At 32.6% G+C, this 19,927-nt stretch carries 13 protein-coding genes and 1 pseudogene; 7 read left to right on the forward strand and 7 right to left on the reverse strand.

What is annotated here, in order from left to right; translation table 11 throughout:
* Positions 1–45: 45 nt before the first annotated feature.
* Entirely contained in the window at positions 46–3,579 is a 3,534-nt protein-coding gene (locus M0Q24_RS01335; RefSeq protein WP_295046136.1) for a DUF748 domain-containing protein, read from the reverse strand.
* Between the two features lie 59 nt (positions 3,580–3,638).
* A complete protein-coding gene (ccoG, locus tag M0Q24_RS01340; protein WP_295046139.1) occupies positions 3,639–5,069 on the reverse strand; it encodes a cytochrome c oxidase accessory protein CcoG in 1,431 nt (476 codons plus the stop codon).
* Between the two features lie 209 nt (positions 5,070–5,278).
* On the opposite strand from ccoG, the gene metH reads away from it, so the two are divergent.
* Entirely contained in the window at positions 5,279–8,770 is a 3,492-nt protein-coding gene (metH, locus tag M0Q24_RS01345; protein ID WP_295046142.1) for a methionine synthase, read from the forward strand.
* 94 nt (positions 8,771–8,864) lie between these two features.
* On the opposite strand, the gene M0Q24_RS01350 is transcribed toward metH, so the two are convergent.
* Positions 8,865–9,185: a hypothetical protein gene (locus M0Q24_RS01350; RefSeq protein WP_295046268.1), complete on the reverse strand. Its 321-nt coding sequence runs from the start codon at positions 9,183–9,185 to the stop codon at positions 8,865–8,867.
* Positions 9,177–9,491: pseudogene (locus M0Q24_RS01355) on the reverse strand (ATP-binding protein); the annotation flags it as partial. The pseudogene M0Q24_RS01355 and the gene M0Q24_RS01350, both read right to left, overlap by 9 nt.
* A gap of 184 nt (positions 9,492–9,675) precedes the next feature.
* Between M0Q24_RS01355 and M0Q24_RS01360 the strand changes: the two are divergent.
* The 6 genes from M0Q24_RS01360 to M0Q24_RS01385 all read left to right on the forward strand — a co-directional run bounded on the left by M0Q24_RS01360 (position 9,676) and on the right by M0Q24_RS01385 (position 16,032).
* The gene (locus M0Q24_RS01360) at positions 9,676–10,365 is read left to right on the forward strand and encodes a TnsA endonuclease N-terminal domain-containing protein (RefSeq protein ID WP_295046148.1); all 690 of its coding nucleotides are present in this window, start codon (positions 9,676–9,678) and stop codon (positions 10,363–10,365) included.
* The gene (locus tag M0Q24_RS01365) at positions 10,358–12,241 is read left to right on the forward strand and encodes a Mu transposase C-terminal domain-containing protein (RefSeq protein ID WP_295046150.1); all 1,884 of its coding nucleotides are present in this window, start codon (positions 10,358–10,360) and stop codon (positions 12,239–12,241) included. Before M0Q24_RS01360 ends, M0Q24_RS01365 begins: the two co-directional genes overlap by 8 nt.
* A 9-nt stretch (positions 12,242–12,250) precedes the next feature.
* The gene (locus tag M0Q24_RS01370; protein ID WP_295046153.1) at positions 12,251–13,159 is read left to right on the forward strand and encodes a TniB family NTP-binding protein; all 909 of its coding nucleotides are present in this window, start codon (positions 12,251–12,253) and stop codon (positions 13,157–13,159) included.
* Positions 13,156–14,238, forward strand: a complete 1,083-nt coding sequence (locus tag M0Q24_RS01375) for a TniQ family protein (RefSeq protein WP_295046157.1) — start codon at positions 13,156–13,158, stop codon at positions 14,236–14,238. Before M0Q24_RS01370 ends, M0Q24_RS01375 begins: the two co-directional genes overlap by 4 nt.
* Complete coding sequence (locus tag M0Q24_RS01380) at positions 14,235–15,689, forward strand: hypothetical protein (protein WP_295046160.1); 1,455 nt, start codon at positions 14,235–14,237, stop codon at positions 15,687–15,689. Before M0Q24_RS01375 ends, M0Q24_RS01380 begins: the two co-directional genes overlap by 4 nt.
* A 148-nt stretch (positions 15,690–15,837) precedes the next feature.
* The gene (locus tag M0Q24_RS01385) at positions 15,838–16,032 is read left to right on the forward strand and encodes a hypothetical protein (protein WP_295046163.1); all 195 of its coding nucleotides are present in this window, start codon (positions 15,838–15,840) and stop codon (positions 16,030–16,032) included.
* A 305-nt stretch (positions 16,033–16,337) separates the two neighbouring features.
* Here the strand turns inward: M0Q24_RS01385 and M0Q24_RS01390 are convergent, their stop codons facing one another.
* The 3 genes from M0Q24_RS01390 to M0Q24_RS01400 form a co-directional block, all read right to left on the reverse strand.
* On the reverse strand, positions 16,338–17,456 hold the full coding sequence (locus tag M0Q24_RS01390; protein WP_295046166.1) for an RES family NAD+ phosphorylase: 1,119 nt from the start codon (positions 17,454–17,456) through the stop codon (positions 16,338–16,340).
* Positions 17,443–18,243, reverse strand: coding sequence for a hypothetical protein (locus M0Q24_RS01395; protein ID WP_295046168.1), 801 nt, complete (start codon positions 18,241–18,243; stop codon positions 17,443–17,445). The genes M0Q24_RS01390 and M0Q24_RS01395 overlap by 14 nt, the downstream gene beginning before the upstream one ends.
* 217 nt (positions 18,244–18,460) lie before the next feature.
* Positions 18,461–19,912, reverse strand: a complete 1,452-nt coding sequence (locus M0Q24_RS01400) for a hypothetical protein (RefSeq protein ID WP_295046171.1) — start codon at positions 19,910–19,912, stop codon at positions 18,461–18,463.
* Positions 19,913–19,927: the final 15 nt, after the last annotated feature.

A 19,927-nucleotide genomic window follows, 5' to 3' on the forward strand; every position in this document is an offset into this window, starting at 1 on the left:
TACTTCCTTATAGTATTTTTTTAAAGAAATTATATCTAAAAGTTATTATTCAACCTCAATATTCATCTTAAGCTTAACCCAGTTCTCTTTACTCTCATCAGCTTTTTGAATTTTTTCAACAATAAGTCTGCTACTTGAAAGTGCTCTATTATCTACCAAGTACTCCCTTATAACTTCACCTCTTTGAGTAGCTAAATCATCGAGTTCTTGTTGAGTGAACTCTTGATTGTTTGTTGTTAATTTTAAAAGAGTTATTAAATATTCTCTTTTTAAAATATCACCACTATAACTCTCTTTGAGCTTTTTTTCTATATCTTTTAATTTTAACTCTGGATCTATCTCTTCGTAGAGGTCTTCAAGTAAGTCTATATTTAGAGAGTTTAGTTGTTCTTTTTTACTCTTTGCTCCACTTTTTTTCATAAGAGCTAAAAGTAGCTTTTCTCTCTTTAGTAAAAACGCATCTTGTGTCTCGTCATATTGTGGAGTTATTTTTAGAGATATTTTTGGGCGCTTAAGCATTATTTTTAAGATGCTATCAAGTTTTTCTCTCTCAGGAGGCAGAAGTGTGGCAAGTCCCGCTTCAAATTCTATATACTCCAGTTTCTCCCCATCAAGCCCCATCATCGAACCTAAAAACTTAAATGGAGAGGCGACTGCTCTTACTATGAGATTTGCAAATGTTTTTAAAACCATAGCACCATATTTAAAGTCAGGATCATCTACATTGCCCTCAACTGGCATATCTATATCTATCACTCCATCACTATCTTCTAAGAGCGCAATTGCAAATCCTAAAGGAAGAGTAGTTACATTTTCGTCTTCTATTTCTTCGCCTAGCTTTATCTTTTTAATGATAATAGAGTTTTTTCCTAAAAGTTTTGAGTCAACTATTTTGTAACCTAGATCTAAAAAGAGTTTTCCTTCATTTATCTTATATCCTGCAAAGTTAGCACTATATCCGCTAAGTGCATTTAGTTCTAAATTTCTAAAATTAAAGTCTAGATCCAAATAGCTCTTAGGGTTTGCACTATCAACAGATCCACTAAGCTTTGTTGAACCGTATTTATCAACTTCTCCTGCAATATCTACATAACTAATCTCACTATCTTGATTAGAGATAGCATAAACAACTCCATTTAAATCATGAATATCTGTTTTAAACTCAAGAGGTAGAGATAGATCTTCAAACTTTGCACTTCCAGATGCTATATTTAGCTTCATTATTTTAAAATCTAACTTAGACTCATCGCTCTTTTTTTCATCTTCTTTGCTCTCTTTAACAAGAGTTGCCAAGTTTAAAACTTTTTGTTTATCTATGATAGCTTTTACATAAAAAGCATCTAGAACTAGCTCATTTATGTAGATCCTATCTGGATTCATTTCATACTCAAATGAGTTTAGTTGCATTTTAGAAAATGAGAGAAGTGTTGATCCATCTCTTGAATCATGTAAGAAAAATTCTTTTACACCCAAAAGACCATAAACTCTAAGATCTGCTTTATCGTCTCTTTTTTCATACTCTATTTTTGAACTTAGATCTAGATAAGCATCCTTTAGATCTAGATAAGTTGTCTTTTGCAAATATGGGCTAAACTCACTTAGAGAAATTTTACTAAGTTTAAGATCTGATTTTTGTTTGAGAGGAGTGTGTTGTAGATCTCCTTTTGTGCCAATAGTTCCTTTATGATTTAATCTAGCTTTAGCATCATACTTTAGCCAACTATTCTCTTTTGAATCTATCTTATAAAGATTAACATTTATTTTATCAAGCTTAGTTTTAAGAGCTGGATCTAAGCTCCTATCTTTAAAACTAACTCCTGCATCATTTATTGCAAAATGTTCTAATCTTACTCTAAAATCTTTCCCTTTTTTATTACTATTTTTCTTAACATCAGACTTTAGAGTATTTTCTGATGCTTTTACCTCTACAAGTCCTTCAAGGTTAAGAGTTCCATCTTTATAGATTGAAGCAAAGATATTTAAACCACCAAGTATAGTTTTTTCAATATCTATCTCTTTTGTTTTACTATCAAAACGAAGAGTTTTAACACCAAAATCATCAAATTCTAAAAGTTTCTCATTTGTACTTGTTTTGTAAAGAGAAAATTTAGATAGATCTAGGTTTGCATCTCTTAGATCTATAAGCATCTCTTCATCTTTACTCATAAGGCTTAAGTTCGCGTCAAAACCAAAGATAGCACTTTTTAAGTTCAGATCATAGAGGCTAAGTGCATCATTCGCTGCTTCATCAATATATGGTTTAAACCTAACAATATCAAGCGCACTACACTTTATTTGACTCTTAACATCTAAAATATCATGCTTTATCTCTCCGCTAGATTTACAAATAAACTCCTCGTTTACTCGTAGATCTAGCTCGTAAGTCAGAGCTTCTACTCCAGCTAAATTAAGATTTTTCACATAAAGATTTAAGTCATTTAGTTTTGTCTCTACATTCACATTTTCATCCATAAAATCAAGCTTAATTTTCTCTAACGCCACCTCATCAACAACAGCCGTCCAAAGCTTTGATTCGTTTGCATCTTCTCTTTTTTCTTCAGATGCATCTACTGCAAAAGATGTTTTAACATATTCACTCCAGTCAATCTCTCCACCCTTTTTTCTCTGAACTTTTAGATGCAGAGATTCTAGTGCTAAATTTTTGATGTGAATATCTTGAAGCATTGGCTTTATAGTTACACCACTTAGTACAAAATGTTCTAAGTTTAATATATCTTGATGTTTATTTTTTGGTTTTACTCTCAATCTATCTGCATAGAGTTCAACCTTATCTATAGTCGTTGCATTTAAATCATCAAGATTAAAATAGTATTGGGCTTTAAAATCAACCTTTCCATCTGCAACTTCAAGATTTAAATAGTCTTGAAAATATTTCCACTGAGAGTAGAGTTTGCTAGCTTCAAATTCAACACTCCCCTTTATCTCAAAAGGTTCTAAACTAAGTAGTTGACTCTTTATATCTAAAAACCCACCATCACCTAAGCTAGTGTAAAATCTTATAGTAGCATCGCTTGTGCTAAAGTTTTTTGTATCAATGCCTTCTAAGTTGAAGCCTATGTTCTCAAATGAAAATTCAAAAGGTGTTTCATTGGTATAGTCTTCATAGTCCAAGCATCCCATAGCTATGGATATTTTATCTAAAAGAATTCTAGGCATAGCACTCTCATTTGTGCTATTTTTTTGTTTTTTAGTTTTTAATAAAGATGCGAAATTTATAGTCTTGTCTTTGTTATATACAAGAGATATTTTTGGTCTTTGAAGTAGTAGACTTTTAATGTGTATTGCAGATTTGTAGAGAGAAGATGGCTCTAGGTTTATATCTAATGACTCAAAAGAGAGTAGATGTTTTTGTTCTAAATCTTTAAGCGCAATCTCATCAACAATAAGCCTAAATGAAAATGGATTAAAATAGATGCTTTTTATGCTTAGTTTTGCATTTAACTCTTGTTCAACTGTAGTTTTAAGTTGTGATTTAAGTACAAGTGGAATGGCAAAAAAGCCAACTAGAGCGTAAGTGACAAACAAAAATAGTAAGATATTTTTAGTTTTTTTAAACATACTATAAACTCCAAAAAATTACCTTTTTGGAGTTTATCTTATTCGTCTTTAAAAGCTAATTATTTTTCTTTAATAATATCAGCACGAGGAAAAACAAAAGTTGACTTTCTAAATACAACAACTCTATCTTCATGCCCAACAGCATAAGCTCTAATCGTGATAGGGATAACTGTGTCTTTTCTATCATTATCAACTAGCATCTCTGTAGTTCTAAGAACTACTATCTCTTTCTTTTTCATATTGGGAACAGCTGTAAATTCACCTTTAGGTTTTTCTATAGTAATCTTACCTTCCATACCCTTTGGAGGAATGATCTCAAAGAAAAATTTCATCTCTTCATTTTCAGTGTTTTGAAGTAAGAATTCATAAGCATTTTCAACTCTAAACTCTCCATCATCAAAGTGTTTCACAGAGTAAAGACGAGTCTCTTTGTTTATGTTTAAAAGCATATGCTCTTTTGTACTTCCCATCATCGCTAAAATTATCATAATTGCAACTAAAAGACCCATATATGCGAGTATTTTTGTACGAAAGAATTGTGTTTTACCCTTTTGTTCTACTATCTCATAGTCACTAGACCATGTTATGAGTGAAGGCTTTCCGAGTTTACCCATAACAGTTGTACAAGCATCAACACACTCTAAACAGTTTATACACTCTAGTTGAAGACCTTTACGAATATCAATGTGTGTCGGACAAACAGTTACACAACTCTCACAAGCAGTACACTCAGCATGAGGCTCATTTACTTGAATATCTTTTTGTTTTGTATACATTTTGTTGTGGTTTTCATCATAGATGTTTCCACCTCTATGCATATTATAAAGTGCCATAACTGTATGTTCATCATATAAAACCGACTGGATTCTTGAGTATGGGCATACATATATACAGAAGTCTTCTTTTAAAAATACTATGTCATATATAAGAAAAACTGCAATACCAATAACCGAACCAAAAAGCGTCCAATGATTAGTAAAATCTCCAAGATAAGTAAAAAAATCTTCAGGCGGAACGAAGTACCACATAAAGTTTGATCCTGCTATAAGTGCAAGAGCTGTCCATAGTAAAATAGCTACTACTTTTTTTACTTTGTTCTCCAACTTACTCATATCTGGATCTTGCTGTTTGTTTTTGATGCGTTTTCGTAGTCCTAGTAGTTTTGTCTCTATTAGATCTCTATAAATAACTCTAAAAACTGTCTGCGGACAGACCCAACCACAAAAAACACGACCACCCAGTACAGTCATACCAAATATTCCTAAAAAAAGTAACATTAGTAAAAATGGCATCAAATATAACTCTTGCATATCAAACTGAACGAATGCAAGATGCAGTTTTAACTTATCAAAACTCAGTAGAAAAAAGTGATTTCCATCTACTGTAATCCACGGTAACACTAACGCGACTATAGTTACCATCGCGTATAGATAGTAGCGTTTAATTCTCCACGATGTCGGTATTGTTATACCAGTATTTTCTTTGCTCATAAGAGACTTCCTTTGATTCACTTGCAACAAAATAGCTTTTGTTGTTAACATATTTCATATTGTTCGAACATTATAGCGAATGAAAGTTTAGATTTTATTTAATTTATTCTTATAATTACTATAATATTTTCAAATATTATTATCAAAAGTCTTATTTATGCTTATATTGGCTAAAATTACTTTTAATTTTAATTTTAAAAAGATTTATTATGAACACAAAAAAGTATATTTTAGAAACTATAAAAAAACGACCACTTATCATTGATGGGGCTATGGGAACGCAGCTTCAGCTCTATGACGCGGAGATTCCAAAAGAAGCATGGGAAGAAAACGAGGGCTGTAATGAGCTTTTAAATGTTACTTGCCCTGAGATTTTAAACAAGATATATGATGACTATCTAAGTGCTGGAGCTGACTTTATCACAACAAACACCTTTGGCTCTTTTACTTGGGTTTTGGATGATTATAACATTGCCCATCGCGCTTATGAGCTCACTTGTGCAGGAGCTAAACTTGCAAAAGCTCTATGTGAAAAATTTTCAACTCCAACTCATCCTCGTTTTTGTTTAGGAACTATCGGACCTGGAACAAAACTTCCATCTCTTGGTCACATAACTTATAATGAGATGTACAAAGGTTATACAGAGGTAGCACTCGCACTTATAGATGGGGGAGCTGATGTTTTTTTGCTAGAGACCGCACAAGATCCACTACAGATAAAAGCTGCACTTCATGCTTGTCAAGAGGCATCTAAAGAAAGAGGTGTAGAGATCCCAATTATGATCTCTGTAACCATTGAGCTAAGTGGAACTATGCTCATCGGTACTGATGCAAATACAATTGCAACCATACTAGAGCCTTTTGATATTTTATCTTTAGGTTTTAACTGTGGGACTGGACCTGAACAAGTTTTAAAACACGTAAGAACTCTAAGTGAAGTTTGGCATAAACCTATAAGTATCCATGCAAATGCTGGACTTCCACAAAATCGTGGAGGAGTGACATTTTATCCTATGGGACCTGATGAGTTTGCAAATAAACAAGAATCATTTTTAGACTTTGATGGCGTTAGCTTTTTAGGTGGATGCTGTGGAACTACGCCTGAGCATATTAGCGCTTTAGTTGAAAAAGTTAGTTCTAAACAGCCAAAAGCACCAAGTGGATCTCATGAAAACTCTATAGCTTCTCTTTTTAATACAACAACTCTAAAGCAAGTTCCCGCTCCACTTTTGATGGGAGAGCGCTCAAACGCAACTGGTTCAAAAGCTTTCAAAGAGCTTCTTCTAGCAGAGGATTATGAGGGAACTCTAAGTGTCGCTCAACAGCAAGTTCGTGCAGGTGCCCATATTATAGATGTAAATGTAGGCTTTGCAGGTCGCGATGAGACAAAAGACATGAACGCAGTTATAGGAATGTACAACCAAAAGATCTCACTCCCTCTTATGCCAGACTCCACACAAACTACTGGACTTGAGACTGCTCTTAAAAACATAGGCGGCAAACCCATCCTAAACTCTGTTAACCTTGAAGATGGCGAGCCAAAGTTTAATGAAGTTTGTGCTCTTGCTAAAAAGTTTGGAGCTAGCCTAGTCTGTCTAACCATAGATGAAGTTGGTATGGCTAAGACTATTGAGAAAAAACTTGAGGTTGCAGATAGGATCATAGATCTGGCAACTAACCGCCATGGCATCAAAAAAGAAGACCTGATTTTTGATGTTTTAACATTTACACTAGCAAGTGGAGATGAAGAGTACTTCGATGCTGGGATAAACACCATAGAAGCTATCCGCGGGCTTCGTAAAAAACACCCCGAAGTAAGTGCAACTTTAGGACTCTCAAACATCTCTTTTGGACTAGATAAAGATGCAAGACCCTACCTAAACTCTATGTTCTTGCATCACTGTATCGAGGCAGGTCTTACTTCTGTGATCATAAATGTAAAGCATATCATTCCCATCAACAAAATCAGCCAAGAAGATCAAGAGATCTGCGATGATTTGATTTTTAACCGCAAACCAAATGGAGAGGCTCTCTTTAACTTCATAGAGCATTTTAGTACCAAAGAAGCAGTTGATAATGATGCTGTAGATGAGGCTTATCTTGCCATGAGCAGTGAAGAGAAAATAGCAAAACTTCTTATGGATGGAGATAAAGATAGGATGATTCCTCTCGTTGAAGAGGCTCGCCACACTATCGCGCCTGAGAAAATTGTAAATGAAATCCTTATAGATGCCATGAAAGTTGTTGGCGAGCTTTTTGGCTCAGGTCAGATGCAACTCCCCTTTGTACTTCAAAGTGCTGAGACTATGAAAAAAACAGTTGATCATCTAGAACCCTTTCTTCCAAAGGTCCAAAAAGAGGCTGACACAACTCTAGCTCTTGGAACAGTAAAGGGCGATGTACACGATGTTGGTAAAAATCTTGTGGATATCATCCTCTCAAACAATGGCTACAAAGTTGTAAACCTAGGGATCAAAGTAGATCTAGATGCCTTTATGCAGACTATGAAAGATGGACACATTAGCGCTTTAGGGATGAGCGGACTACTGGTTAAATCAACTCAAGTTATGAAAGAGAATCTTGAAATTTTAAAATCACACGATATTAAGATCCCCATACTTCTAGGAGGGGCAGCGCTTACTCGCTCTTTTATAGATGACTTTTGTCGCCCTATCTACGATGGACCCATCTTTTACTGTAAAGATGCCTTTGATGGAGTAACTGCCATGAGCCGTATAGAAGCTGGAAACTTTGATACAGATCTTCACGGTAAAGACAAAGATAAAAAAGTAGTAAAAGAGATAAAAGAGATAATCATCCCACCATTTAGTGAACTTAAGATGCCATCTCGTGATGTAGTTGTTCCAACTCCTCCATTTTGGGGAAGAAGAGAGTTAAAGCTCACCGAGTCACAAATAGAGATGGCATTTGAGTGGGTAAATCATAAAATTCTCTTTAAATCTCGCTGGGGTTATAGCTCTAAGGGGATGAAAAAAGAGGAGTATCAAAAGCAACTAGATGAAGTAGTTTGGCCAGCTTATGAGAGACTAAAAAAACAATTTATAGATGAAAAGCTATTTGATCCAACCATCCTCTATGGTTACTGGCCTTGTAGAAGCGATGATAATTCTCTTCTTATCTTTGATGAGAGTGAGGGGTATAATTCGCTTGATGAAGTAAACCGTGAACCGTTAGAAGATGTAGCGTCAAGATCCATAAAAAAATTTACATTCCCAAGACAAAGTAAAGAGCCACATCGCGCACTTAGCGACTTTTTCCATAGTGACAGACACGACGTTATAGCTCTTACTTGTGTAAGTGCTGGCGCAAAACTTAGTGAGGCTGAGAGAGAGATCTATGATAGTGGGGAGTATACACTTTACTATCAATTTCACGGACTTGGCGTTGAGTTAGCTGAGGCTTTAGCTGAGATTGCACATAAGCAGATAAGACTAGATCTAAATATAAGTGATGGTGAGGGAAGTAGTTTAAGTGATGTTCGCATGAATAGATATCAAGGAAGTCGTTACTCTTTTGGATATGCGGCTTGTCCAGATCTAGAGCTGAATCGTCCTCTTTTTGACTTACTAAAGCCTGAGGAGTTTGGGATTGAGCTGAGTGAAACTTTTCAGATCCACCCAGAACAATCAACTAGTGCCGTAGTAGTATATCATCCAAGTGCGACATACTACAATGTCTAAAAGGAAAAGGCGAGTGTCTCAAGTTCACCTCTTTCTTCTTAAGTTTGCATTCTACACTCTAGAAGTGTAAGAAAAATGTGCAAATTAACACTTTTTATCTCCGTCTATAACTAAGCGCTTCTAAGATATGGTTTTTTGCTATATCTTTACTTTTATCTAGATCTGCTATGGTTCTAGATACTTTTAAGACCTTGTTTATACTTCTAAAAGAGAGACGAAATCTCTCTATTGCCATATCTAAAGTCTCTTTTGCTTCATTATTTAAAATACAATAGATCTCTATCTCACTATCTTTTAGTTTTGCATTAGATCTCTCTTGACCTCGTTTGTTTCTAAAGATATGAGCTTCAACCACCTTTCTATGTAACTCTTTTGAGGTAAAACTACTCTTATCATCACTCTTTACATTTTGCATTACAACACTAAGATCCAGCCTATCTAAAAATGGCTCAGAGAGTCTGTTTTTATATCTTTGGATCTCTAGGTCACTACATCTACATTCTAGGTGTTCATCTAAAAGGTTTCCGCAAGCGCAAGGATTCATAGCACCTATAAATAAAAAATCACTTGGATACTCTACTTTAGAATTTACTCTTGAAATTCTGATACGATTATCTTGCATCGGCTCTCTTAGAGCCTCTAAAATTCCTTTAGAAAAATGTGGAAGTTCATCAAAAAACAAGATCCCATTGTGCGCCAAACCAACTTCTCCTATTTTTGCTTTGTGTGAACCTTGTCATTTCCACTAAACTATGCTACAATCAGAACAAGTTTATGGAATTAGATAGAATTTATTCCAACTAATCATGCTACAAATACCTATTAACATTGCTACAACCTTGTTAATATACAATAAACCTTACTACAGTCTTACCAACAAAGGAGATGATAGATTGAAGATTTCTATGAAAAAAAGAAAAATTGGCTATACCTATGGAAGTGTCTCAGGTTATTTTGCATTTCGCAAACAAAAAAGTATTGCCTTTGAATCTACTTTAGAAAGAGACCTACTTACATTATTAGAATTTAATGATAGCGTTTGTGATGTAATTGAGCAACCTATTACTATTGAATATATAAATGCCAATGGAAGAAATACAACATACACACCAGATTTTCTAGTATATTTTAATGAAACAGAAACAATATTGTTAGATGTAGTCAGAAAACCTTTACTTATAGAAGTAAAGCCTAGAAGAATTATACAAAAGAAGTTTAAAGATCTTCGTCCTAAGTTTAAAATAGCAACAAAATATGCATCTCAAAATGACATGATTTTTAAGATATATGATGAAGAAAAAATCAGGGGAGCTTACTTCCAAAATATAACTTTTTTAAAAAGATATAAAAATTTAGAATACGATTTAGATGAAGAGCAGAGAATCTTAACATATGTAGATATGCTTGGTAGCACCACTATAGATCATATATTAGAGTCTTTATTTATTACTAAAATACAAAAAGGACTAGCATTGGGGCAAATATGGCACTTACTGGCAAACAAAAGCTTACTTTGCTTATATGGAGAACCTTTAAATTATCAAACCACGGTATGGCTAAATGACAACTATGATGAGGAAAAACTAAATGGATGATATTAAATCAGTTAAACTTGACAGAAGCAGGATTGAGATTAAGCAAAACGAATATGTTGAGTATCATAATGAAATTTATAAAGTTTCACAGCTGCTAGACTTTAGTGAAATAATAGGCATTAGTATAAAAGACAAAAGAGCTAAGAGACTCCTCATTAAAGATGTAAAACCCGTTGCTCCTAAAGATTCTTCTGACAATATTGCAATATATAAAGACTTGTCAGATATATCTGATTATGAATACAAAGAGATAGAAGAACGCTACTTAGCTATCAAGCCTTTGTTATCAAACAACATGTCTAGAGAAGATATAGAAAAACATGCAAAGGAGATAGATGTTCACTATACCACCTTATACCGTTGGCTCAAAAACTACAAATCAACAGGTACACTATTAGGACTAGCCTCTAAGCCATCAGGAAGAATAAAAGGTGAGACTAGACTTCTCTATAGTGTAGAGAAGATAATACAAAAAGTTATTGATACTTACTATTTAACGAAACAAAAACCATCAGTTCAAGCCGTTATTAACAGAATAAACATCGAATGTAAAAACCAAAACTATAAGGCACCTGGTAAAAATACGATTAGAAATAGGATTCATCAAATTGCAGAATATGAAAAACTAAAAAGGCAAGGTAATCGTTCAATTGCTAGGAATAAATTTGAACCAGTACCAGGTTCATTTAATGCAGACTACCCACTACAACTTATTGAGATAGACCATACACCTGTTGATTTAATTGTAGTTGATGATGAAACAAGAAAGCCGATAGGAAGACCTTGGCTGACAATAGCAATAGATATATATAGTCGAATGATAGTTGGTTATTATCTAAGTCTAAATGCTCCAAGTGTTACAAGTGTCGCTATGTGTATTACAAGTTCTGTGCTACCAAAGGATGAGCTTCTTTTAAAGCTTGACATCGATTCAAATTGGGATGTATGGGGATTTCCTACTACCATTCATGTTGATAATGGTGCAGATTTTAGAGCAGAGGCAGTTCAAAAAGCTGGTTTAACTCATGGTATAAATATTGAATTTAGACCTGTAGGAAAAACTAATTTTGGTGGTCATGTGGAGCGTGCTATTGGAACAATTATGTCAGCTGTTCATGAACTACCAGGTACTACATTTTCAAACATTCAAAAAAGACAAGAATATAATTCAGATGAACATGCAAGTTTAACATTTTCTGAATTTGAAAAATGGCTAGTTACATATATCACTAAAGTTTATCATAAGAGAAAACACCATGGCATTGATATATCTCCTGAAGAACAATGGGAAGAGGGAATCTTTGGAGAAGATAGTACAGTTGGATTAATACCAAAGCCAACTGATGCTCTAACTGTAATGATAGATTTTTTACCAATATTTGAGAGGACTATACAAAAAAATGGAGTTAACATAGATGGATTAAATTATTATGACAATCTACTTCGTTCGAGAATTAATAAAATAGATGAATCTACAAAAAGAAAAAAAGTGTTTGTTTTTAAAAGAGATCCTAGAGATATAAGCTATGTATGGTTTTATGATGATATTACTCTTGAGTATTTTAAAATCCCACTAGCTGACCAATCAATGCCAATTATGTCTCTATGGGAATTTGAATCAATCAAAAACCGTATTAAAGAAAAAGGTTCAAAGACTATAAACAACGCTCAAATCTTAGAGGCTCATGACGAACTTAATCAACAAATTAATGAATCCGCAAAAAAGAGTAAAAAAGCTCGCAGAGAACAGCAGAGACTCAAAAACAGAGATATTGAAACAGCATCTAATGATACTCCCTCGAAGCGAAGGATTCAAGGAACACCATCTGTTGACAACAGCTTGATTTGGGACAGTGATGTTCCTGATTTTGGATAAAGGAATAATATGACATCTCTATATGAACATTTAAATGAAGATTGTAAACGCTTAATTCACTCTAACAAAGAAGACAAAATTCAATTTATGCATGAATCTGTGTGGATTGAATATCCAAAAACGAAAGAAATCTTAAGGCTACTAAAACAGCTCATGGATAGACCAAAAAAGCCAAGAATGCCAAATCTTTTAATAATAGGAGAATCCAATATTGGAAAAACTTCTATTGTCACTGAGTTTGAAAAGCTACATCAAGGCTACACAATAGAAGATGAAAATGAGATGAGTGTTGTTATAAGACCAGTTCTTTTAGCTCTCGCACCTACAAAAGCAGATGAAAAAAGTCTTTATATTTCCATACTAGAATCTTTTTGGACACCATTTAGAACAACTGACTCTCTAGCTAAATTAAGAAATCAGGTATATTACTTAATGAGGGAGTGCAATGTAAAAATACTTGTGCTAGATGAGATGCATCACTTCCTGAGTGGTACTCCTGTTCAGCAACGAGATGTTATGAATGCTCTTAAAAATATTGGCACAAAGCTCATGATTCCAATTGTCGGAGTTGGGATAAAAGATGCTGCTCTAATACTAACTTCTGATCCACAACTAAGCAGTAGATTTGATCTAATCAAGCTATCTAAATGGGAATTAGATAAAAACTTTAGAGGCTTGTTGAAAGCATTTGAGAAAAGACTACCACTCAAAAATGCTTCAAATTTGGATGAAAGAGATAAAGCTACTCTGCTTCATTCTATCTCTCAGGGCAACTTAGGAGACTTACATAGGCTTTTAATAGAGTGTGCTACATTTTGTATTGAAAACAACAAAGAAGAGATTACGCTTGATATTATTGGAAAATATAAGTGGTTAAAGCCAACAAGTAATCTTACTCCTAGAGAAATACAGCTTTGAGTGATATAAAAATCCCTATCGAAGTCAAGCCATACCCTGATGAAATACTCAGTTCATGGATCATTAGAAATTCAATTGCTAACGGAAGCGATCCTAGTAGTTTTGTAGGCGGTATTTGGCATGAATTTAGAGCGTGGAGTAGAGATATTGATAGGCATCTCTCATCAGGCAAAGCTAGTAAATTAAGCAAAATCACTTCTCTAAGCAAAGAACAAGTAAAAAACTTAACGCTAGAGCCAATTATAGAAACTATTACAAGCAGGACCTCTCTTAATCCTAAAGCAACATGGTACTTTGTAATTCCAACAGGTACCAGAGGTACAACCAGGATAAATGGAGCACACTTTTGCTCTAAGTGCTTGGCTCTACCAAATCCTTATATAAAAAAGCAATGGAAGCTAGCTTGGAATGTTGCATGTCCGATTCATAAACAACTGCTAATTTCAAGTTGTCAAAACTGTAATAAAGTTTTTTCTCCGCATCTTATTGATTATATGAACACAAAGATTTACATATGCACTAATTGTGGTTTTGATTTAAGAAAATCTAGCGTTATAGATTCAGATAAAGAAGCTCTGTCTTTACAAGAATCTCTAAATGATGCTATTTTTAATGGCAAAATCAGCAAATCACTACCATTAGCAGAACATACAATAGATGAACTATTTATTACCACTCGTGTATTGTTATCATTTTTTAGAAATCTATATAGATTACCGAGGTACAAGGATATATTTGAAAAGTTAAACCTATCTAATAAAGAGGTTTTTCATACATCTTCAAGTAGAAATTCATTTGAAGCTATAGAGGTAAAAGATAGAGAGATTTTAATGATTGCCGTTTCAAGACTCTTTAAAATTAACATAGATGAGATAAAAAATTTATTTAAAAACTCAAAGTTGAGATATAAAACCCTTGCGGAACAATTAAATATAAGCTCGAAAACAATAGATTACTTAGCGGAAGGTCTTATAGTGAGCGACTCATTTTCCATATCTGCTAACACTTGTAAAGAAATTAAACCAAGAAGCAAAGAAGAAGTTGAAACGCTAATGGATGAAATAAGGACTTTTTTATGAGACTAGCCGTGTCAGATTGTGATTGCGAGTACTGTCATGAAAAACTTACTGATTTTGATTACAGATATAGAGGGAAGCACTATTGCAAAAAATGCTATAACTATCTATTTCATTTTAAAGAATGTACTGTTTGTAAGTGTAAGAGAAAAATATATTATGCCCTAAAAATTCCTATATGCAAATTTTGCCAGGTTAAAGATAAACCATGCATCAGATGTAATAAGAGTCAATACGAATTTGGTAAAATTACTGAATTTGGACCTACTTGTAAATCATGTGCTAAATATTTTACTATCAGCAAAAAGTGTTTAGAGTGTGGCGGATCTAATCATACTGTTTCAAATAGAAGCTTACCAGATGGTAGCACTGAGCTACTGTGTCAAAAATGTTTTAAAAAGAAATTACCAATATGTAGTAGCTGTGCATATCGCAGAGATGCTTTTAGTTTTTCGATAGAAACCAAAAAGCCATTATGTGAAATATGTACAACAGAAGTTAGTAGATTTTGTAAGCAATGCGACAGTCTTTTTCCTGCAGGGGTCGGCAGAATATGCTCTAAATGCAGTAGTGATAATTCTTTATCTAAAAAAGTAAAGTTTATATCAGCTTCTTTATCTACATATATGTCAAGCTACTTTACTGAATTTAGCATATGGTTCAAAAAAAGAAGAGGAGCAATTTATGCTTCTTATCGTATAGGACACTATCACTCTTATTTTTTAGCACTAGATAATCTATGCGAGGAGTTTGAGAGAATACCTACATATGAAGAGGTAACAGATAAACTTACTGTTGCTGAGACTAGAAAGTATTTATCTGTTACTATCTTCTTAAATGAGATAGGAGTGATTAAGATAGATAAAGTAATTCAGGACAAGTATGCCAATTTAGACATGATTAATAAATATTTATTAAGCTTTAAAAAAGGCACATACAAACATAGGTTGATTCATAGCTATCACTCATATCTTGAAGAGAAATTAGTATCTAACAAAACAACTATTAGGTCGATGAGACTCGCAATAACTCCAGCTGTTAAGTTTTTAAAGTATTGTAATAATTTTACAGAAAAAAAGCTCAATAATTTTATGTTAAGCGGTTACTTATGGCTCTATCCTGGACAAAAAGCAGCTATTACTGGTTTTGTTAATTTTTTAGTAAAGGAATTTGACTTAGAATTTTTCCTTAAAGAAATAAAAGAAATCACTTTTACAAAACCAAATTTGTCCAAAGCACAATTAAAACATAGACTTATCTCTTTGTTGAGAAAAGACAAGCTTATAAGTACTCAAAAGCGAGAATTGCTAAAAACTGCTGTAGGGTATTTACATGGGATAAGTATTCCTGACAATGTTTTTTTAACAATAGATAGCTCAGAGGATGTCTTGTTTTTTCAACTTGGCAGAGAAGAGCTTTACTTGCCATTGGAGGTTAAGAGAAGATTATGGTAGACATTAAGCAAAAACAACCGTTTCTTGGTATTAGTTTTCTTGTATTATTATGCTATACATTACGATACAATAATCCAGATCCAATATTATGTAGTAAGCGTACAAGATGATATAATACTTTGAATCTATAAATAAGGAGATTATATCTATGAGCAGAGATCAAGATATGTTTAATTGTGGCGAATATTATGAAGCTACATATGTTGTCGGTCTATACAACGATAAGGCAGACAAAACTGTAAGGGAATTTTTAGAAGAAAAATGTGATTCTAACGAAATTAACAACTCTACACATGAAGATGTATATGAACTACTTGAAGCTAATGGCTTCGTGAGAAAATAACGGGACTGGTGACCGTTCAAAAAACAGCAGGATAGACGCAAGAGCTACTCGAGTAGCTCTTATATTGTACTGCGTCTGTTTTTTTGGAAAGAACACGCTCTCAATTAATTTGAAATATATTCTAATTGTGTTACTAATAGAAAGATCTCTTAAGTGTGCTTCAGAGTAAGGGAAGATATACTTTAAAGAAAGATTTTCAATTAATTTTTTAAACTCCACACCATTAATAAATTTTATTTCATCTATATGTTCATGTTTCATATGTTGAAACACATTCCAGTCAAGATAAATATACTTCGACAATATTAAACCTTTTCATATTCAACAAACTTTAGATTACTTTTATCAAATAAAACAATATTGATACCATCTTTATTTTTACTACTATTAAAAACAAACCCGTCATAGCCTTTTAATCTAATATACTCAGCTAAAACTTGTGTAGGTATATATTCTAATACTTTATCATATTCGCTAATTGATTTTTGAATTTTATGAATAAATTTCATTAAAAATTCTTCTCCACACTCAACATAACTATCGTATTTATTGCTGAAAGGATTAGTGTATACACTTGATATCTCTTCAAATCTATCTTTTCTTAAATCTAAAAGATTTAAATCTGTATCTAGTTTCCAACAGCTTGAAAAATAATTTAAAGATTCTGCATCATCTAGTACTTCTTTGTAAGCTGTTTCTTGATCGAATGCTAAATACACATAAGAAATACCACTTGGGCTAAATCGATTATGTTTAGATTTATCATGTGGTGCACTACCTAATTCTTTTTCAGGATCATCTTGTACTGTTGAAATCTTATCTAATGTTACACCTCTAACTCTATAACACTGATGCTCTGATAATTTATATATACCTAGGTAGTCAAATAATATAGAAAGTTTTTCTAATTCATCTTCTCTATTAAAATCTTTATTATTAAAAAACCGTAAAGAATGTTTGACATTTTCTGAAAAATTGTTCCAATTCAAATGTCGAGGTGAGTGGTCAAACCAACATTCCTTTACCCAGCACTGTGAATAAGGATCTAAAAAATAATCTTCACCACCATCTTTCATTATCGCATATTGTGAAGTCTCATTATTGATTATTCTGATGATATCATCTTGTTCACAACTAAACAAATCTCCACATACACTATATAAATCTCGAAATGGTGCATAATCTGTTATGTTTTCATCATCTTCAATATAAGTTTTAGATACCGTATAAGCCATACCATCTTCATATGAATATACTTTATAGATGATACCTTTTATCCATGAAGAAAGTGCATAATCTTCAAGTAAATATTCAGAATTAATAGTCCCACAATTGTTACATGTAAATGAATTACTTTTTGTTCCTTTTTGCTCTATATATTCTTGAAGATTTCCATCATCAAAACAATTTTCACAGTATTTCATTTATTATTCCATCTTTAACTTCAGGACTAAGGTAATCATAGTTTATCTCTAGCCATCTCTTGATTTGTCTTGTCTTCTTATCACTTTTTTGTTGCAAACAAACACTATAAAAACTTTCATCTTTTTTTAATAATTCAACATATAAATCAATATTTGTTTTATCAGGAAGTATTGCTATGTAATAATTTTCTACTACTCTAGCACACTTTATAGCAACTGAGATTAATGTTGAAACATCTTTTAAAGTGTTTTTATTATTTTCAAAATTATTTAATGCTTCATCTATATCAAAACTGTGTAATTCATTTTTGATCTTAGATTTATAGTTCTTGATTGTTCTTTTCTTACTTGCTGATAGTTTTGCGTTAGATGTATGACTATGAACAACTTTATTTCTCCAGTGCCCTAGTAATTCTACCAATATAGTCCATTCCTCTTCAATATTATCAATTCCTTTTAAAAAATTATATGTTTGCACTGCCTTCCCGTCACCATCCATCTCTGAAAACACTTTGTCTATATCAGTCCATAAAGGTGATTTACTTATGTTCTTTAAATATTCATATAAAGCTTCAACTGTATAAGCAATTGCAGACCTAATTACAAAATTTCTTGACATTTCTTTTGTAGCTTGTAGATTCCCAATATTCCATGAAATATTTAAGCCTTTTGGAACATTTGTCGAAGCGGTCATATTAGATAAAGCTACAGAAATAGTGTTCATACTGTGCACACTATTGCCAACATCATTTAAAAAGTTTTTTAAAAAAGTAGTTCTCGTAGTCAATTTATTGTCCTAAGTGTCGGGACTCGAACCCGCATTTCCCGCTTTAAATTAGCTTTTAGTTGCGGGTGTCTTACCGATTAGACGATAATATATTGTAATATCTTAATGTTAAAATAATTTAAATATTGTTTATTAAATTTGCTATAATACATCACTTTGATGAAAAAGACACACTACGGGGGCTGTTTTGAGTGAAACCAATTTGGGCTTTACATACTTAATTTAATAATGTCTTCATGCCAATAAAGCCTATTTTAGAGCCAAAAAGCATTTCAGTATCATACCAGTCACAGTTTTCGATTTGGATAGCTTCTGTGCTATTTATAGCGATATTATCGATATAATCAAGATCTATCTCGCTATGCTGTGCAAAAACTATAATTTTTTTGATGTCATTCTGTTCAGTTACACTTTGATTGAAAAGTTTTGAATAAACCAAAACTTGCCAAAACATAGTTCTATCTTTATACAAATCTTTCTTTAACTTATATTTTGCATCTAATATATGGTAAATTCCAACATTATCTCTAACAAGAAAATCCGGGTATTGTTTAACCATTGAATTATCATCTTCGTTTTCAAGTAAATAGTTGATACTGTTTAGATGTTTACTATATGCTTCTTCTCCAATAATTCTTTTTTTACTTTCATCTCCAATATAAAGAGATTTATCATATGTATTTATTAGTGCATTTTCAACAACTTTTTCAAACATCTTAGTCATATCAATAGATTTGGAAATGAAAGCACCATCATGTAGCTGGTTCGAGAAAATTGATTCAAGAATAGAATATATTGATTTATTTCTTTGTATTTCTTTGAAATTTTGATAACGATTGAAAAACTTTTGCAGATTCTTAAAAGTTATTACCTCTTGTTTGATATGACTGGAAGTAGATATTTTCAACAAATAATTATTTATCTTTGAAATAGATGTTTTTAACTTTTTATATAAAGGATGTAATTTAAAATACTGAATTCGCTCTTTTTGTAAAAAATTAAGAAGTGAATAAACAAAAACTATCAAATCTTTTTGATGAGCAACCTTTACAAACTGATATTGCTTTAATGGATCTTTTTCAAGTTCATTCAGCGAATCGATCATAATTCCCACTTCTTTGTCTGAACATATGATTTTGTCTTTTAAACTTCTTTTGTAATTCAGTAAATAATCATGAAGCTTGTTTAGTTCCTTTAAATAAAAAGATAATTCTAGGTCTAAGAATGTACTCCCTTTGGCTAATTTAAGAGATTTCAGCTTGATATCTTTATGTCCAATCAAAGAATCATAGAGCTGATATATATTGAGTGACAGTTTATCTACTTTTCGTATTAATGATTTTTTGCTTTCTGAGTCATTGTATTTTAATTGTATGTCCTTTGGTATAACATACAAATTCAAATAGTAGACATTCTTATGTTTATTTGTGGTGACAAAATCTATGTAAGTTCTAAGTGTGCTTATATAGTTTGTTTGACGATGAAAATTTTCATTTACTACTTTGTTATCAGTAAAAAACTCTTTTATTCTTTTATGTATAGATACTGGAACATTTTCTTCTTGAAGCCTATCTGATATATATTTACTTAGGTCTCTACTCTCTACACTCAAGTCTTGAAAGACAGCATAAATAGTGTTAGTTTTCTCCTCAAAATAAACTTCAAACATTTTCCAACTAACCTT

Origin of the sequence: Sulfurimonas sp., from assembly GCF_023228785.1 — a bacterium.
Classification (GTDB): Bacteria; Campylobacterota; Campylobacteria; order Campylobacterales; family Sulfurimonadaceae; genus Sulfurimonas.

Excerpts from the sequence above, each read along its gene's own strand:
- M0Q24_RS01335 (WP_295046136.1), bottom strand. The coding sequence starts at position 3,579 with ATGTTTAAAAAAACTAAAAATATCTTACTATTTTTGTTTGTCACTTAC.
- ccoG (WP_295046139.1), bottom strand. The coding sequence starts at position 5,069 with ATGAGCAAAGAAAATACTGGTATAACAATACCGACATCGTGGAGAATT.
- metH (WP_295046142.1), top strand. The coding sequence starts at position 5,279 with ATGAACACAAAAAAGTATATTTTAGAAACTATAAAAAAACGACCACTT.
- M0Q24_RS01350 (WP_295046268.1), bottom strand. The coding sequence starts at position 9,185 with ATGCAAAATGTAAAGAGTGATGATAAGAGTAGTTTTACCTCAAAAGAG.
- M0Q24_RS01360 (WP_295046148.1), top strand. The coding sequence starts at position 9,676 with ATGAAAAAAAGAAAAATTGGCTATACCTATGGAAGTGTCTCAGGTTAT.
- M0Q24_RS01365 (WP_295046150.1), top strand. The coding sequence starts at position 10,358 with ATGGATGATATTAAATCAGTTAAACTTGACAGAAGCAGGATTGAGATT.
- M0Q24_RS01370 (WP_295046153.1), top strand. The coding sequence starts at position 12,251 with ATGACATCTCTATATGAACATTTAAATGAAGATTGTAAACGCTTAATT.
- M0Q24_RS01380 (WP_295046160.1), top strand. The coding sequence starts at position 14,235 with ATGAGACTAGCCGTGTCAGATTGTGATTGCGAGTACTGTCATGAAAAA.
- M0Q24_RS01385 (WP_295046163.1), top strand. The coding sequence starts at position 15,838 with ATGAGCAGAGATCAAGATATGTTTAATTGTGGCGAATATTATGAAGCT.
- M0Q24_RS01390 (WP_295046166.1), bottom strand. The coding sequence starts at position 17,456 with ATGAAATACTGTGAAAATTGTTTTGATGATGGAAATCTTCAAGAATAT.
- M0Q24_RS01400 (WP_295046171.1), bottom strand. The coding sequence starts at position 19,912 with ATGTTTGAAGTTTATTTTGAGGAGAAAACTAACACTATTTATGCTGTC.